Origin of the sequence: Pseudomonas sp. MNR3A (assembly GCF_009650575.1) — a bacterium.
GTDB classification, from domain to species: Bacteria; Pseudomonadota; Gammaproteobacteria; order Pseudomonadales; family Pseudomonadaceae; genus Aquipseudomonas; species Aquipseudomonas machongensis.
The window spans coordinates 301,295-316,912 of record NZ_VZZS01000009.1; the positions used below are offsets into that span (position 1 = coordinate 301,295).

Sequence of the window (15,618 nt, forward strand, 5' to 3'; positions counted from 1 at the left end):
ATCCAACAGGCTCACCGCGGCTGGCGCCGCCTGCCCAGCACCTTGCGCACCACATACCGCGGCCGGTGCTTGGTCTCCTGGTAGATCCGCCCGACATACTCGCCCAGTATCCCGATCCCGATCAGCTGCACCCCGCCCAGGAACAGGATCGCCGACAGCAACGACGGATACCCTGGCAGGTCGATCCCCCACAGTACCTTCTGCACGATCAGGTACACCGCAAATACCAACGCGAACAGCGACACCCCCGCGCCGATGTAGGTCCACAACCGCAACGGCACGGTACTGAACGAGGTGATGCCGTCCAGCGCCAGGTTCCACAGTCGCCACAGGCCGAACTTGCTCTCCCCCGCCACCCGCGGCGGGCGGTCGTACTCGATGATCTCGGTGCGAAATCCTACCCACGACAACACGCCCTTCATGAACAACTGCTGCTCCGGCAACTGGCGGATCGCGGCGACCACCTTGCGGTCGAGCAGCCGAAAGTCACCGACGTTCTCTTCGATATGAGTGGAGGCGATACGGTTGTGCAGCCGGTAATAAAGGCGTGCGCTCCAGCGCTTGAGCGGGGTGTCGGCATCGCGGCTGCGACGCTTGGCCAGGACCACGTCGGCGCCCTGCTGCCAACGCTCGACCATCTGCGCGATCAGTTCGATGGGGTCCTGCAAGTCGACATCGATCGGCACCATGGCATCGCCATCGGCATATTCGAGCCCGGCGAACAGCGCCGACTCCTTGCCGAAGTTGCGCGAGAAGTTGATCACCGTGACCCATTCATCGCGTAGAGCAAGCTCGGCGCAGATAGCCTCGGTCTCGTCGCTGCTGCCGTCATTGACGAACAGGATCTCCACCGTCACGCCCTGCAGCGACGGCTCGGCACGCACGGTGCGGTAGAAGTGTTCGAGGGTGTCCTGCTCGTTGTACACCGGCACGATGAGGGTGATGTTCATGGCGTCCTCCGTCTGAAGACCACACTGCGCGAGTAGCTGTAACCCACTACCAGGCTGACCGTGGAAAAGGTCACGAGGGTGAGCCAGGGTGACAGGCGTGCCCAGTCGGAAAGCGCCCCCAGTGCCACACTCACTATCCCCATGCCCAGCAGGAACAGCAAGTAGCGCCGCTTGCTGGGCCTGGCCGCGAAGGTGTAGCGGGCGTTGACGTAGTACGACAGGCTCGCCGCAACGGCAAACGCCAGCAGGTTGCTTGGCGCCTGGCGCAACCCCAGCAGCAGGTGCAGCAGGAAGAACACCGACCCGTGCGCCAGGGTGTTGCCCAACCCGACCAGCACATAGCGCCGCATCTGGCCCAACACCCCGCCCGCACCGGCGTTCAAGGCAACGTCCAGGGTTTGGGCTGCGGCTTGGTCACCACATACCCCTGGTCGCCGATGAGGTAGATGCTGTACAGGCGGTTGTCCACTAGCGGTGTGCCGCCGCGGGCCAGCAGGTCATCGGCGCGCCAGGTCGGTGCCGGGCTCTGGTTGGCGGTGCTGTTGATATAGAACTGGCCGATACCGACGCGCGCCATCATCTCCGGCAAGAGTACGAAGTCCGAACTGCGGATGAACTTGAGCAACGGCGCCCGGGCCTGCGCGCCAGCGGCCGCAGGCAACCAACCGTCGGCCTGGTTGCGTTCGAGCAGGTAGAAGGCGCGTGCCTTGTCCAGCGCGGGGTGGCTGAGGATGTCCTGACCGATGTACTGACCGATCGCCGCGAACTGCGCCTTCTGCGCCTCCAGCAGGCGGCCATGGGCGTAGGCCAGCGACAGCATCGACAACAGCGGCAGGCAGAGAAATAGCGCACGATCGGGCGCGCCGTCACCCAGCCCGCGCCTGGCCAGGTAGAGCAGTAGCACCAGCACGCAGGCAAAGCCCATCAGGGTGCGTGCGCCATGAATGAAATAGTCGAATGCCAGCATCACGCCGCTGGTCATCACCACCAGCACCAGCACCGCCAGCAGCAGGCCAGCGACGCGCACGAGCAGGCCTGGCAGGCCGTGCTGCCGATGGATACCTCGAGCATCGCGCCACAGCCCAGCGGCGGCCAGCAGCGCCAGCCCCACCGCCAGGACCAGGTTGCCGGGCGTCAGCAGCAGGGCGACATGCTCGAACGCCGTGCCCAGGCGCGTCATCACTTCGCCCGGCAGGGCAGCATCCACTGCCAGCATGGTCAAACGCTGCGCGGACATCCACGGCATCGCCACCAACAGATACACCAGCGCGCCCAACAGCATCTGCACCACACGCAAGGTCACCACCTTGCCCAGCCGGGCCAGCGGATCGCCGCGCAACAGGCCACGCACCGCGTCGATGCAACACAAGCCGATGAATACGTTCAGCGTCACCTGGTAGAAACCCAGGCCGCAGGCAATCAAGACGGTGCCGGCGAACAACCGGCGTGGATCGAGGCTCACCGCCAGGATCATCGCCGCCAAACCCAGTGCCATGGCGGGCCCGTCGTACTGGTATGACAGGTTCTGCAGGAAGAACGGGCTGTACCACAGCGGCAACACCACCAGCAGGTCGGTCGGGCGCGGCTGGCCGAAGTAGTGAATGGCCAGGCGCGCCAGGGCATAGGCCGCCAATGGCAGGCTCAACAGCAGCGGCAAGGGGAACAGGTTGATCGCCCCGCCGGCGAAGCTCAGCCCTGCATGCAGCCACTGGGTGAGCAGGCGCCCTTCGGCGGTCCAGTTCCCCGTGGCGGTCTGCGCGCGCCAGACATCGTCGAGGTACATCGAGTCGGCGAGAATCAGCGGCAGCACATGCAGGGCAAGCGCGAGCAGGCAGAGCAGGTGCGCCTGGCGCGGTGTCAGGGGGCGGTTCCACGGCTGGGCTGTCGGCATGGCCTACCTTGCAGGATCAAGGGGTTTGGCCAAGTGTAGACAGCGCAGCGCCAGCGTCTTCTGCATCTGTGTCGGGCACAGGCCTCACTTCATGGCCAACGCTGCCTGGGTGGCCTTGGCAACCCGGGGCTTGCGAAACACCAGCACGTTACCGGCCATCACGGCGACCAGCCCCAGCAATGCCGGTGCCGTCCACTGATAGCCTTCGGCGAATGCCGACACGTTCAGCGCTACCAGCGGGAACAGCACCGTGCAATACGCCGCCCGCTCCGGGCCCATGCGCCCGACGAGGGTAAGGTAGGCGGTAAAGCCAATCACTGAACCTGGAATCACCAGGTACAGCAGCGAACCGATATAGCGGGTGTTCCACTCCATGGCGAAGGGCACGCCATTGACCAGGCAATACACCCCCAGCAGGGTCGCCCCGTACACCATCCCCCAAGCGTTGGTGGTCATCGGCTTGAGGCCAGCCTTCTGTTGCAGGCTGGAAAGCATGTTGCCGGCCGAGAAGCACAGGGTGCCCAGCAACGCCAGGCCCAGGCCGACCAGGGTTTCACGGCTGGCGGCGTGGCCGGACAGTTCGGGCCAGAACAGCAGGCCCAACCCCAGCAAGCCCATGGCGCCACCGCCCAGCACGTTGGCGGCGATCTTCTGGCCGAAGAAGATCCTCGCGTTGAGCGCGTTCCACAGGGTCGCGGTGGAGAACACCACGGCGATCAGGCCGCTGGCGATCCACTGGCTGGCGGTGAGGAAGCACATGAAATTGACACAGAACAGGCAAAGCCCCTGGGCCAGGCAGATCAGGTGCCCACGCCGATTTATCGGTTGCAGGCGACGGGTCAGCAGCAGGATCGCGAACAGGATCAGGCCTGCCAGGGCAAAGCGGTAGACGATCGATACCGGGATCTCGACCACACCCAATTGCAGCTTCAGGGCGATCCAGGTGGTGCCCCAGATCAGGACGGTGAGCAAATAGAGCGACAGATTCATGGGCGGGGTCCTTGGGGCTGGCGGTGGTCTGCGGGAGCGGCGGTGGATTCTTCGCGGGCAAGTCGCAGCGGCGAACCGCCGCTCCCACAGCCACCCGCAGGTCTGTAGGAGCGGGCTTGCCCGCGAAGAATCCACCGCCGCTCACGAAGTCTGTCCCCCTCGCCCCGCCCCGCGCTTGCACAAACTTGCGCTTTTCCGTCGGCAACCACTCCCATTGCGCTCGCGCCGCAGTACGATAGCCCTCCAGAGGAATCGCCCATGCCGCCACTTCATCAGCTGCAAGTCTTCAACGCCATGCACAGCTCGCCCAACGCCCGCCTGGAAGCCAGCGCGCAAATGGGCGAGGGCCTGGCCGCAGCCCTGTGGCGCAACCGTGACGATGCGCGTGACTACCTCGCCCCCAGCCACCATACCCTGTCGTGCTACATCGCCGACGGCACCGGCACCTTCCGCCGCCAGCGCCCGGGCGACAAGGGCGCGCCGAACAAACTGTGCATCATGCCGGCAGGCCACGAGTCCAACTGGGTGGTCAACGGCACCATCCGCCTGGCGCACCTGTACATCAGCGAAGAACAGTTCGCCCTCGGCTGCATTCGCCTGCTCGACCGCGAGCCACGGGAAATGCAGCTGCACGAAGCCACCTTCCTCGACGACCCACAACAGGCCCTGCGCTTTCACCAACTGATCGGGCTTGACTGGAACGAACCTGCCGAGCGCCTGCTGGCCAGCAGCCTGGCCCACGCCATCATCGACCATGCCGTGCTGGGCCAGGCCGGCCTGCGCCAGGGTCTGCGGCTCAAGGGCGGGCTGGCGCCGCACCAGCGTCGGCATCTGGTGGACTACATCGAGGCCAATCTCGACCAGCCGCTTTCACTGAACGAACTGGCGCTGCGCTGCAATCTGTCCGAATACCACTTCGCCCGGATGTTCCGCGCAAGCTTCGGCCTGCCGCCGCACCAGTACCTGCTGGCGCGCCGGCTGCACCAGGCGTGCCGGTTGCTGCGCCAGGGCGACCTGCCGCTGGGGCAGGTGGCATTGCTGTGCGGGTTTGCCAGTGCCAGCCATTTCAGCAATCGCTTCAGGCAGGCGATGGGCGCAACGCCCGGGGAATATCGCGCGGCATTCGGTTGACGCCCCCGAGGCAGGAGCAGACTTGTCGGGGGTGCCAGCGCCTCAGAACTCCAACGTACTCGACACACTCACCTGCCGTGCATCGCCTATGGCCACGAAGTACCGGTTCACCGCCGAGCTGTAGTACACCTTGTCGAACAGGTTCTTCACGTTCAACTGCAAACGCACCTTGTGCGCATCCAGCTTGGTCTCATAGCTGGCGAAGGCATCAGCCACGGTGTAGGCCGGCAGGTCGAAGTCGTTGGTCGGGTTACCTGCCCGCTCACCGACATAACGCGCACCGGCTCCCAGGCGTAGACGATCACCACCGAACAGGCTGCCGTAGTCGTACACCGCCGACAGCGAGCCGGTATGGCGCGCCACGTTCTGCAGGCGATTACCCTTGAGGGCCGGGTCCTTGGTCACTTCGGCGTCGGTGAAGGCATAGCTGCCGATCAGGCTCCAGCGTTCGCTGAGCTGGCCGCTCAGGTCCAGTTCGACGCCACGCGAGCTGACTTCGCCGGCATTGCTGTACAGGGTTTCGCCGGTGCGGGTGTCGAAGTTGGCCACCAGGACATTGCGCTTGGTGATGTCGAACAGCGCCAGGGTGCCGGTGATCTGCCCGGGAATGTCGAGCTTGGCCCCCAGTTCCCAGGCCTTGCCCTCCTCCGGGGCAATGGAGGAATCGAGCACCAGCCCGCCGCTCAGCGGGGCGATGCTGGAGTTGGGCTTGAACGACTCGCTGTAGCTGCCATAGAACGACAGTTGCTCGTCGACCTTGTACACCAGCCCGGCATGCGGGGTCCAGGCGCGGTCGCTGGTGTCGGTGTTGGTGGTGAACGGTCGGCCGCGACCGGCGAGCTGGTCGTACTGTTGCAGGCGCACACCGGCCACGGCGATCCAGTGCTCGTCCAGGTGCACGGCGTCCTGGAAGAACAGCGAGTCGGTGCGCAGCTTGTCGGTCTGGTCGCTGTCGCTGGCACGCACGGTGCTGCCTTCAGGCTCCTGGCCGTAGACCGGGTTGAGGTAGCTGAAGGTCGAACGGCTAACCTGGCGGATCAGGTCGGCGCGGTAGACCTTGCGGTCTTCATGGTCGAAGCCCAGCAGCAGGTCATGTTGCATCCCGCCCAGTTGCACATTGCCGTTCAGGCTCAGGGTGGCGAACTGGTCGCGGCTCATGGCGCCGTGGGTGCCGTCGATGCTGCGGGTCAGGATGCCACGGGCGTCGTTGACGCCTGTGACCCGCACCTGGCTGGCGTCGTAGGTTTCACGGTTGAAGCTGTAGCCGAAGTGCAGTTTCCAGTTGTCCGCCAACTGGTGATCGACTTCAAGGCGATACAGGTCCGAGCGGCCTTCCATGTCGTTGAACGGCTCGTCCAGGCGGCGAGTGGCCGGGATATCCAGCGGGTGATTGGTGCGGTTGCTGATCGCCGTGCCACGGTCGAACGGATACAGGAACTCGCGGTGCTCATAGGCCAGCAGCACCTGGGTGTCCTCGCCAAACCAGGCCAGCGACGGCGCCACCAGCGACTCGCGGTGCACGCCGTAGTTGCGCCAGTAGTCTTCATCTTCATGATCGACGATCAAGCGATACGCCAGGTTGCTGTCGCCCAGTGCACCGGTGCTGTCGAAACTGCCACCGCTGCCATTCTTGCCGCTGCCGTAGGTCGAGCCGCGCAGGGTCAGGGCGTTGTATTGCTCGAGCTGCGGACGCTTGCTGACCACGTTGATGACCCCGCCTGGATCCTGGATACCGTACAGCAGCGACGCCGGCCCCTTGAGCACTTCAACGCGCTCGGTGGTGGCGTTGAGGCTGCGCCCCTGCACGATCGGCATGCCGTCGCGCATGATCGAACCGTCGCGGTTGTCGCCAAAGCCGCGCTTCATCACCGTGTCGGAGGTGCCGCCAAAGTTGTTGCCCTGGGTGATACCGCTGACGTTGGCCAGGGCATCGTCGAGGTTGCGCGGCGCCTGGTCGCGCAGCACCTGGGCCGGAACCAAGTTGATGGCGTGGGGCGTTTCCAGGTTCGTCCCCTGGCCGCGCATGATCGAGGGGCTGGCCGGTGGCTGGTAGCTGAAGCTGTCCATCTGCGAGGTCACGGTGGTGGCCTGCAGGTTCAAGGCGCCGGACGTGTCGAGAGGTTCCAGGGTCAGGGTGCGCGCATCGACGCGGCGCCAGGCCAGCCCGGATTGGCCAAGCAGTTGCTGCAAGGCCTGCTCGGCGCTGAACGAGCCGTTGAGCGCTGGCGCCTGCTGGCTGGGGAGCTCGAAGGTGTACACCACGCTTTGCCCGGTAGTGCGGCTGAAGGCGTTGAGGGCCTGGGCCAGTGGTTGGCCCGGCTGGGCGAAGGTATACACCTGAACCTGCTCGGCGGCGCGAGCCAGGGGTGTCAGCGCCACTGCGGACAGGGCGCAGAGACCGAACCAGAGAGGGACGCAACGCGGAGTGAACTTCATGGACGCTGACCTGTGAGAGAACGGATTTATTGCGAATGAATCGCACTTTCACTCACTACACGGATGCCGCGCCGGGTTACCTCACCCCCCCGTGAAAAAAAATTGCGCACACCACCCCCGATAACGGCAAAAGGCCGCTTCCGGGTATCACGCGCCCATCGGCGCATTACCCGGAAGCGGCCTTGTGCCGCAATCTTGCAGGGGATCAGTGGTGTTCGCGGGTCGCGCGGAACTGCACGTCAGGCCAGCGCTCTTCCATCAACGACAGGTTGACCCGGGTCGGTGCCAGGTAGGTCAGGTGGCCACCGCCATCGATGGCGAGGTTCTCCATGGCCTTGTTCTGGAATTCCTCGAGTTTCTTCTTGTCGTCGCAGGCAATCCAGCGTGCCGACCAGACGGTGATCGGCTCGTAGGCACACTCGACCTTGTACTCTTCCTTCAAGCGGCTGGCGACCACATCGAACTGCAGCACACCGACCGCACCGAGGATGATGTCGTTGCTGCGCTCGGGGAAGAACACCTGGGTCGCGCCCTCCTCGGCCAACTGCTGCAGACCCTGGCGCAGCTGCTTGGATTTCAGCGGGTCTTTCAGGCGCACACGGCGGAACAGTTCCGGGGCGAAGTGCGGGATACCGGTGAAGCCCAGCGCTTCGCCTTCGCTGAAGGTGTCGCCGATCTGGATGGTGCCGTGGTTGTGCAGGCCGATGATGTCGCCGGCATATGCCTCTTCGAGCTGTTCACGCTCGGAAGAGAAGAAGGTCAGCGCATCGCCGATGCGCAGGTCCTTGCCCAGGCGCACATGGCGCATCTTCATGCCCTTCTCGTACTTGCCCGAGCAGATACGCATGAAGGCGATACGGTCGCGGTGCTTGGGGTCCATGTTCGCCTGGATCTTGAACACGAAACCGGTGAACTTCTCTTCCACCGGCTCCACGGTGCGCTCGTGCGCCACCCGTGCCAGCGGGCGCGGTGCCCAGTCGACGACGGCATCGAGCACATGGTCGACACCGAAGTTGCCCAGGGCGGTCCCGAAGAACACAGGCGTGAGCTGGCCGTTGATGAACTCGTCCTGGTTGAACTCGTGGCAGGCGCCCTGCACCAGCTCCAGTTGCTCGACGAAGCCATCGTACTGGTCGCCCAGGTGAGCGCGGGCCTCATCGGAATCCAGCTTCTGGATGATCTTGGCTTCGGTGCGCTCGTGGCCGTGGCCCGGGGTGTAGACGATGATGTAGTCACCGGTGAGGTGGTACACGCCCTTGAAGTCGCGGTAGCAACCGATCGGCCAGGTGATCGGCGCGGCCTTGATCTTCAGTACCGCTTCGATTTCGTCGAGCAGTTCGATCGGGTCGCGGATGTCACGGTCGAGTTTGTTGATAAAGCTGACGATGGGCGTGTCGCGCAGGCGGCACACGTCCATCAGGGCGATGGTACGCGGTTCTACACCCTTACCGCCGTCCAGCACCATCAGCGCCGAGTCCACGGCGGTCAGGGTACGGTAGGTATCTTCGGAGAAGTCTTCGTGGCCGGGGGTGTCGAGCAGGTTGATCATGTGCTCGCGGTACGGGAACTGCATCACCGAGGTGGTGATGGAGATGCCGCGCTGCTTCTCCATTTCCATCCAGTCGGAAGTGGCATGGCGGTCGGACTTGCGCGACTTCACGGTCCCCGCGACGGAGATTGCCTTGCCCATCAGCAGGAGCTTCTCGGTGATGGTGGTCTTACCGGCGTCGGGGTGGGAAATAATGGCAAACGTGCGTCGGCTGTTGACTTCGTTGACAATTTTGCTGTCGGACATCGTTCTGGATCTCGATTGTGTACGCGGTTATGTACACAGCTGAAAAGGTGCCCTTGGCCGCTTGCTACAGGCCAGCGCAGGAAATCACGCATTGTAACAAATGCTGGGCCGGAGTGCCCGGTTCCCCACCCTGCAAACCCCGCCCTCTCTCCCCATGGATTGCACCTGAAGCCCTTACTGGACGGGCTGATAGCAAATTGGTAGCGTCAGATTTGTACAGCCATTCCATGTCGCATTTTTAAGGGCTCGACTAGGCCGCTGCATCGTCCAGGCTTGATAGGCGCTTCAGGGTGACAAGGACAGTTGTACGACATCATTAACGCTGGGCTCGGGAAGAAGCATGAGCGAGAGTTCTTTCACATCAATTCGTAATGCAACAATTGCTTCTATTATTGCTGGCATTGTCTTGTTGGCACTACCGGTTGCAAGGGAGTACTTAGGAACGTTTCTCTCTTGGGTATGGTCTGGCTTGACCTGGTGCTGGACCGCCCTGATGACCTCATATGCGTTGCCAGGCTGGGTATGGATTATCGTTTTCTTATTCACTCTCATAGGCGCGGTCAGCATTTTTTTCAGGCTCAAGGGCGAACCAGCCAAACCCGAGTATCACTCGTATATCGAAGACTCCATGTACGGGGCAAAATGGCGCTGGCAATGGATTTCTAATCGGATACTTGATCTCTGGTGCTATTGTCCGCGATGCGAAGCCACGCTTGTTTATGATGACAGCTCTTGCCATAGGTTTTCATACGAAGAAAAGAAAACAAATTTCATATGTGAAAACTGTGGCCACTCAGTCGTAGCCTCGGTTCCTGGCGGCAATAAAGCTTATGCAATTGGAGCAGTAGAGCGCGAGATTGACAGGCGAATTCGGACAGGCGCATACAAAAGAAACTGACGAGTCGCATAAACCATAAGAAAATTCATGCTACTCGCCGACCGAGTGTGGTTCGGATCGTTATGCTCCCGACACACCGCCCGCTGTTAAGAGACTAAGGAACCCCATATAGGATTGTCCATGGAAAATTACAACATACCTTCTTATTTGATCTCAGCAATTGCAGACACGGTTGCGGAGTCTGAGACTCATGCAAGCCTTGACAGCTTATTCATGTACGCAGATGCGCCTGGAGAGCCGCCCGATGGAAGCAAAGCGGTTAAGGCACTAGAGTGGTTGCGACGGATAAACAAAGAAAACGGCATAGATCGTCTGCTTGTTTTGGGACGCATCATTGAAAAATACATGGACGACATAACTGAGGAAACCCCCTTTTGGGTAAATCAGGAACAAATCGACGCCAAGAAGAAACGAGTATCTAGTATAAAGAAGGCTCTGGAACGTGCTGGACTCGCATACTCTCCGGGCGGCGTGCTTACTAAAGGTGAAGGCCTTGCAACAAAAACACTCTCTGAACTCATAAAAAACCGAAACATCCAAGCGTTGGATTTTGAATTCGAAAGAGCTATTAGAAATGTCGAGTCCAGCCCTCGCGAGGCGATTTCAGCCGCCTGTAACATTCTGGAGTCAGTTTTTAAAGTCTATATTGAAGAGCACTCTCACCTGACTCTGCCTTCCAAGCAGGATCTACAATCTGTCTGGAAGATCGTCAGAGCCGACTTGGGGCTAGATGCGTCTATTTTGGAAGAGCGCGACCTGCAAGAAATTGTCAGCGGGATAATGGCAACGGTCAACGGTATCGGTGCATTGCGGACACATGCCAGCTCTGCACATGGAGCAGGAAAAAAACCGTACAACATCAAGCCGCGCCATGCAAAATTGGCAATTCACTCGGCACACACGATTGCCGCATTTGTCCTAGAAGCATGGGATGAGAGAAGCCGGAAAGCACCGCACAAGTGACCTTCACTAAACTTTAGCTACGAATTAAACCGACCAGTTGTTTGCGGGCAATATCACGAAAGGGAGCGCACAATGACGAAAATTGAACTCTATATAGCCCTTAGAGATGAAATACTGAAGAGTATTTCCGGCGTTGAAAACTCCAACGGATACTATAGCTGGGACGACACCAACCCAAACTGGTTAACCAAAAGCCGCCTAGACTCACTGCTGGAGAAATACGTCTTACTCGCCAAAGACCTAGGGGTCTATATTGTCACCAGATACGCAAGCTGCGATAACCCAAAGCATGAATGGTATCCCACCACAAACCGGTATGGGATTTCAATTCCTTATCAGGATGAGCGTTTTGAATGGGCCGGCGAGCAGCTTTATCAAGGTGAAAGATTTTCCACATGCCCTTGCTCACCCAAAAATAAACCTCACAACAACTGGGTAATCGACGACATAGGCTACGACAGAAAATTTAATGCAAAGGACTGTGAAAATATCGCCCTTATTCTTCAAGACGTAAAAATGGCTGTTGAGAAGTCTGGAGATAAAAAAGTTCGCTCGGGAATACGGGAATATCTATTGAGAGCGGTATTAAGAATTAATGACGCAATACTGCCGAAATCAGTTGATGAATATATTGCAGAGATCCGCGCAACGCTTTAACAAATTACGCCGCGATTACCGTTCCCGGTCAGGCTCATGGCCCTTGCGGTGACGCGATGGCATCAGCGGTCGGGATTTCCTCCGGCCCCTCGCCTTCGCGCTGTTCATTCCTCTCCTTGCGGGATACAGCGGTGGCCCGCTCAAACGCTGCCATTGCATCCGGGAACGGGCTGCGCGGCGCGTGGCGCGCCTGCTCGAAGGCAGCCATGACATCGGGCACGGTGCCCCTGCCCGGTGCGCGCCTGCGCCCTGGGAGAATCTGTACCAGTGACGGCGTGGCACCGTCTTTCCCGCGCGCCCGGATGCGCAGTGCGCATTGCTGGTCACGCATGAGGGCGGCCATCTCTCGCTTATCGACCTTTTCGAGCGACCTATACTGGCGCTAGATGTTCGCGCCCTGAAGCTTGAGCCGTAATGCCAGTGTTGCAGCCGCCTGGTATTGCCGCACTTTCAACTGAGCACGGTCATCTAGATAGACCCGCAGGCGCTTCGTGTCCTGATAATGCTGGAGCTTGTGGCGCAGGAAATTAATGCCGCTGACCCGCCCCAGGAATTCAGCCAGGCCGGTGGGACGGTGGTCATAGCGCTCCTGGCGCACCTGTTTCATCAGAGCGAGATGGACCGCGCGCAGCCGGTCCCGCTCGGCCCGGTGCTTTGATTCCTGCGTCAGACGCAAGGCATGTTGCCGGTATCTCAAGGATTCGCGCTGCTGCTCCAGCACATGCCGTCGCTCTTCTTGAGCGTGCTTGAGTTCAGCAAGCTTGTCGGCGTACTCCTCCTCCCGCACCGACCGCTCGACCTGTTTGCGGTGATCGGTCACGAGTTTCTGCGCTTCCTCCACCGATGGCAGCGCATCAGGAGGGAATTCCTTCTCTAGGAAAGCCCGGATGTCCTTGGTGCAGACGGACTTATCATCTATCAGCCGGGGCAGCGCGTTCACATTGCCGTAGAGATCGGCCAGCACATAGGGCCGGTTGCCGGTCGCGAGCATGTAGCCACGCTCGCTCAGGGCATGAACGAACATGCGGGCATTATCGCTTTGCTGCCAGGCCTCGGTGACCTGCCGTCTGTGGTCGCCCAGGGAGAGTCCTGTGTGTTGCAGCTGCGCCCGCTCGTAGAGCGAGAGCTGTCCAACATTACGGGATTTCTCATAACCGGGCGGAAGCATCAGCCCGTGATCGCGGGCAAAGCCCCTGGTCACCCGCATCAGCTTGTCGCGGTCGAAGGCGAGGTGAACGGCCTTCTCATGGTCCGCGTCGATCCGCGACCAGACGACATGGCAATGCTCACGGCCATCCTTGATGTGGAAGACGATAGCGCGCGGCTGGTCGCCCAAGCCCAATGTATCTTCAGCACGGTGGATGTAATCCATATACTGGTCGCGGGTGAGCGAACCCTGACCAGGATCGGGGTTGATCGAGAGGCTGTAGAGTGGGCCTGTCCCGTGACATCGGGCGCCAGGCCAAAGTGCCTGGTGGCGAGCCAGCGCGGCACCAGCCCGTGGCTCAGTGCCCGATGTCCTCTGCCAGCCCCTTGATCGTGATGGGTGGCCGCCCCGGCAGATGGGCGACGAGCTCCAGCCTGCCGCCCATGGCTTGCAGATAGGTGCGCAAGGTTGAAATCAGCATATCGCTACGGTTTTCCATCTTGGAAACATTGCCCTGGCGAACGTCAAGACGCTCCGCCAAGCCTTCCTGAGTGATTTCAAGCTGCTTGCGCAATGCCCGAAGGGTCATTTCCTCATCGAGCAACTCACCTGCACGCGTTGCGACTTTGTCCCTGCGTTGGGGAGAAAGACCCGCCATTACGTCATCAAGTGTCTTGTACATACCTTCACCCTCTGCACAGATGTCGATCAAACCGCTCATCAGCCCGATCAATCAGCGTTCGGTAGAACCTGCGCTCACTCACACCTGCCTTGTCGCCGGCCACCAGCAGTAGGCCGCAGCGGGCAGGGTCAAACGCGAATGCCACCCGCCATACACCATCATTGGCATTGAATCGAAGCTCTTTCATGTTCGAATACCTTGAGCCACTCAGGGTATCCACGCGAGGACGCCCTAGCGCAGGGCCGTAGCAAGCGAGGAGGTGAAGCTGCGCCAGAAGCTCATCCTGAACTTCCTGGGCCAATGCCTCGAACTCCACGACGAACTCCGGGCACATGCGTATGGGCCACACCAAAAATACCTCTCAAGGAATATTCCTTCAAGCGATTATTACAATCTTCCAGGGAGCAAATGCTGCGCCCTCCAGTGTCCGTTCGATAGAAGATGCATCTGCGTCAAGAGGTAGGATTTCTCCGTACGGTCCGTACGCAGAAGCGCAGAATTGGACACCACAGGCCCAAGACCTTTACGCACTACCGCATCAAGCATCGATACCGGGACACCTATGAATAGAAAGAATTCTCATTTATATTCTCGATCGCCCCAGCATCCTTCGGTGCACCATGTCCTGCGACCCGACCAAACCTTCGCTGCTCAGCACGTCATTACGACGAGCTGGTCGACCATGTGCGTCGGCGTTTCGGCGATCGCGGTTTCGCCCGCGAGGTGGTACACGATGTCTGCGTGCAGTTGCTGGAGAAACGCGACAAACCCGAGGCCCACAGCCCGTTGGCGTTGCTGCGCAAGATTTCCCATGACCAGGCGGTAACCCGCTATCGCAGCGACCGTCGACGCCAGGCTTGGCTGGTCGAGCGGCCCGCCCTGCCGGACGCTGTCAGCCTGGCACCTGCGCCTGCGCAGCAATACGAAGCCGCACGTGAACTGGACCTGCTGGTCGAGGCCATCGGACAATTGCCCGAGCGTTGCCAGATGGCCTTCGTGATGCACAAGATCCACGATATCCCCCAGGCTGAGGTGGCGCTGCGCATGGGCATTTCACTGAAGACCGTGGAAAAGCACCTGCGCCTGGGCCTTGCGGCCTGCCGCGCACACCTCGACTACCCGCAGGACGGTCAATGACCTCGAAAGGCCCCACCGAACGCCCGCAGTCGGCTGAAGACGACGCCCTTGCCCGCCATCGCGAAGCGCTGCGTGCCCATTTCCCGCTGCCCGAACCCAAGCCACGCAAGGCGTCGAAAACACGGGTCGGCAGCGCCCTTGCAGTCATCCTCGCCGCTGGCGTGATCTGGCTCGACCCGGCGTACCGGCACGAACAACATATCAGTGCCGTCGGTGAGCGACAGATGGTCGAGCTGGCCGACGGCAGCCGGGTGCAGCTGGACAGTGACACCCGTCTCGATGTGAGCTGGCACCTGCGTTCGCGACGGGTCGAGCTGAGCACGGGGCAGGCGTTGTTCGATGTCAGCAAGGCGTGGGTCCGGCCGTTCCGGGTCGAGGCCGGCGACGCCCGGATCAGCGTGCTGGGCACCCAGTTCAATGTGTTGCGCCAGGATGGCGGCGCCCGTGTTGCACTGCTGCGTGGCAGCGTCGACATCTACTCCAGCCAACTGCCTGCACAGCAGGTGCGCCTGAAACCAGGTGAACAGGTCGACGTGCGCCAGGGTCGCTTGCAACCGGTAGCGCGCGCCGACGTCGATAGCGTCCTGGCCTGGCGCGAGCGACGCCTGGTGTTTGCCCGTACGCCGCTGGGCGAGGTGCTGGCGCACGTGCAGCGCTACCGCCAGGGCCACATCCAGCTCCAGGATCCGAGCCTGGCCGACCTGCCGATCACCGGAGTGTTCGATGCCGACAAGGCCGACGAACTGCTCGATCTGCTGCCCAGGATTCTGCCTCTGAACCTGGCACGGGCTGCCGATGGCAGCGTGAGCATCACGCGCAGGGCGACAAAACGCTGAACCGGTCCGGACTGCTGTTAAGCGGCCCGCCAGTCGCAAAAAAAAATCACTGCCAAGGTAGGGTTCCAGCGCACTGGCGGCGGCTATCAGACAAGCCCTTATCGT

Annotated in this window: 14 protein-coding genes and 1 pseudogene; 6 read left to right on the top strand and 9 right to left on the bottom strand. The window is 61.1% G+C overall.

The window, feature by feature from the left end:
- Nucleotides 1-11: 11 nt before the first annotated feature.
- The 4 genes from F6X62_RS08530 to F6X62_RS08545 form a co-directional block, all read right to left on the bottom strand.
- Entirely contained in the window at nt 12-950 is a 939-nt protein-coding gene (locus F6X62_RS08530) for a glycosyltransferase family 2 protein (protein ID WP_153773218.1), read from the bottom strand.
- Nucleotides 947-1,333 (bottom strand): GtrA family protein, encoded by a 387-nt coding sequence (locus F6X62_RS08535; protein WP_306109877.1) that lies wholly within the window; start codon nt 1,331-1,333, stop codon nt 947-949. Before F6X62_RS08535 ends, F6X62_RS08530 begins: the two co-directional genes overlap by 4 nt.
- Nucleotides 1,330-2,841 (bottom strand): glucosyltransferase domain-containing protein, encoded by a 1,512-nt coding sequence (locus F6X62_RS08540; protein WP_153773219.1) that lies wholly within the window; start codon nt 2,839-2,841, stop codon nt 1,330-1,332. Before F6X62_RS08540 ends, F6X62_RS08535 begins: the two co-directional genes overlap by 4 nt.
- Before the next feature lie 84 nt (nt 2,842-2,925).
- Nucleotides 2,926-3,831, bottom strand: coding sequence for a DMT family transporter (locus F6X62_RS08545; protein ID WP_153773220.1), 906 nt, complete (start codon nt 3,829-3,831; stop codon nt 2,926-2,928).
- A 258-nt stretch (nt 3,832-4,089) separates the two neighbouring features.
- Here F6X62_RS08545 and F6X62_RS08550 point away from each other — a divergent pair, with 258 nt between their 5' ends.
- Nucleotides 4,090-4,962, top strand: a complete 873-nt coding sequence (locus F6X62_RS08550; RefSeq protein ID WP_153773221.1) for a helix-turn-helix domain-containing protein — start codon at nt 4,090-4,092, stop codon at nt 4,960-4,962.
- A gap of 42 nt (nt 4,963-5,004) precedes the next feature.
- Here the strand turns inward: F6X62_RS08550 and F6X62_RS08555 are convergent, their stop codons facing one another.
- Nucleotides 5,005-7,398, bottom strand: coding sequence for a TonB-dependent receptor (locus F6X62_RS08555; RefSeq protein WP_153773222.1), 2,394 nt, complete (start codon nt 7,396-7,398; stop codon nt 5,005-5,007).
- 205 nt (nt 7,399-7,603) lie between these two features.
- Complete coding sequence (locus F6X62_RS08560; RefSeq protein ID WP_153773223.1) at nt 7,604-9,193, bottom strand: peptide chain release factor 3; 1,590 nt, start codon at nt 9,191-9,193, stop codon at nt 7,604-7,606.
- A 340-nt stretch (nt 9,194-9,533) separates the two neighbouring features.
- Here F6X62_RS08560 and F6X62_RS08565 point away from each other — a divergent pair, with 340 nt between their 5' ends.
- The 3 genes from F6X62_RS08565 to F6X62_RS08575 all read left to right on the top strand — a co-directional run bounded on the left by F6X62_RS08565 (nt 9,534) and on the right by F6X62_RS08575 (nt 11,711).
- Nucleotides 9,534-10,091, top strand: a complete 558-nt coding sequence (locus F6X62_RS08565; RefSeq protein WP_218572548.1) for a hypothetical protein — start codon at nt 9,534-9,536, stop codon at nt 10,089-10,091.
- A gap of 120 nt (nt 10,092-10,211) precedes the next feature.
- Complete coding sequence (locus tag F6X62_RS08570; RefSeq protein WP_153773224.1) at nt 10,212-11,054, top strand: abortive infection family protein; 843 nt, start codon at nt 10,212-10,214, stop codon at nt 11,052-11,054.
- Nucleotides 11,055-11,126: 72 nt separating this feature from the next.
- Nucleotides 11,127-11,711 (top strand): hypothetical protein, encoded by a 585-nt coding sequence (locus F6X62_RS08575; RefSeq protein WP_153773225.1) that lies wholly within the window; start codon nt 11,127-11,129, stop codon nt 11,709-11,711.
- Nucleotides 11,712-12,093: 382 nt separating this feature from the next.
- On the opposite strand, the gene F6X62_RS25380 is transcribed toward F6X62_RS08575, so the two are convergent.
- The 3 genes from F6X62_RS25380 to F6X62_RS08590 are packed head-to-tail and all read right to left on the bottom strand — an operon-like array spanning nt 12,094 to nt 13,874.
- Nucleotides 12,094-13,314, bottom strand: coding sequence for a relaxase/mobilization nuclease domain-containing protein (locus F6X62_RS25380; protein WP_371926269.1), 1,221 nt, complete (start codon nt 13,312-13,314; stop codon nt 12,094-12,096).
- The gene (locus F6X62_RS08585; protein ID WP_306109878.1) at nt 13,217-13,579 is read right to left on the bottom strand and encodes a helix-turn-helix domain-containing protein; all 363 of its coding nucleotides are present in this window, start codon (nt 13,577-13,579) and stop codon (nt 13,217-13,219) included. The genes F6X62_RS25380 and F6X62_RS08585 overlap by 98 nt, the downstream gene beginning before the upstream one ends.
- Nucleotides 13,545-13,874, bottom strand: coding sequence for a type II toxin-antitoxin system RelE/ParE family toxin (locus F6X62_RS08590; RefSeq protein ID WP_153773226.1), 330 nt, complete (start codon nt 13,872-13,874; stop codon nt 13,545-13,547). The genes F6X62_RS08585 and F6X62_RS08590 overlap by 35 nt, the downstream gene beginning before the upstream one ends.
- Before the next feature lie 286 nt (nt 13,875-14,160).
- Between F6X62_RS08590 and F6X62_RS08595 the strand changes: the two are divergent.
- Nucleotides 14,161-14,677, top strand: a pseudogene (locus F6X62_RS08595) (RNA polymerase sigma factor).
- The gene (locus tag F6X62_RS08600) at nt 14,674-15,513 is read left to right on the top strand and encodes a FecR family protein (RefSeq protein ID WP_153773227.1); all 840 of its coding nucleotides are present in this window, start codon (nt 14,674-14,676) and stop codon (nt 15,511-15,513) included. Before F6X62_RS08595 ends, F6X62_RS08600 begins: the two are co-directional and overlap by 4 nt.
- Nucleotides 15,514-15,618 lie beyond the last annotated feature (105 nt).

Excerpts from the sequence above, each read along its gene's own strand:
- F6X62_RS08530 (WP_153773218.1), bottom strand. The coding sequence starts at position 950 with ATGAACATCACCCTCATCGTGCCGGTGTACAACGAGCAGGACACCCTC.
- F6X62_RS08540 (WP_153773219.1), bottom strand. The coding sequence starts at position 2,841 with ATGCCGACAGCCCAGCCGTGGAACCGCCCCCTGACACCGCGCCAGGCG.
- F6X62_RS08545 (WP_153773220.1), bottom strand. The coding sequence starts at position 3,831 with ATGAATCTGTCGCTCTATTTGCTCACCGTCCTGATCTGGGGCACCACC.
- F6X62_RS08550 (WP_153773221.1), top strand. The coding sequence starts at position 4,090 with ATGCCGCCACTTCATCAGCTGCAAGTCTTCAACGCCATGCACAGCTCG.
- F6X62_RS08555 (WP_153773222.1), bottom strand. The coding sequence starts at position 7,398 with ATGAAGTTCACTCCGCGTTGCGTCCCTCTCTGGTTCGGTCTCTGCGCC.
- F6X62_RS08560 (WP_153773223.1), bottom strand. The coding sequence starts at position 9,193 with ATGTCCGACAGCAAAATTGTCAACGAAGTCAACAGCCGACGCACGTTT.
- F6X62_RS08565 (WP_218572548.1), top strand. The coding sequence starts at position 9,534 with ATGAGCGAGAGTTCTTTCACATCAATTCGTAATGCAACAATTGCTTCT.
- F6X62_RS08570 (WP_153773224.1), top strand. The coding sequence starts at position 10,212 with ATGGAAAATTACAACATACCTTCTTATTTGATCTCAGCAATTGCAGAC.
- F6X62_RS08575 (WP_153773225.1), top strand. The coding sequence starts at position 11,127 with ATGACGAAAATTGAACTCTATATAGCCCTTAGAGATGAAATACTGAAG.
- F6X62_RS08585 (WP_306109878.1), bottom strand. The coding sequence starts at position 13,579 with ATGAGCGGTTTGATCGACATCTGTGCAGAGGGTGAAGGTATGTACAAG.
- F6X62_RS08590 (WP_153773226.1), bottom strand. The coding sequence starts at position 13,874 with ATGTGCCCGGAGTTCGTCGTGGAGTTCGAGGCATTGGCCCAGGAAGTT.
- F6X62_RS08600 (WP_153773227.1), top strand. The coding sequence starts at position 14,674 with ATGACCTCGAAAGGCCCCACCGAACGCCCGCAGTCGGCTGAAGACGAC.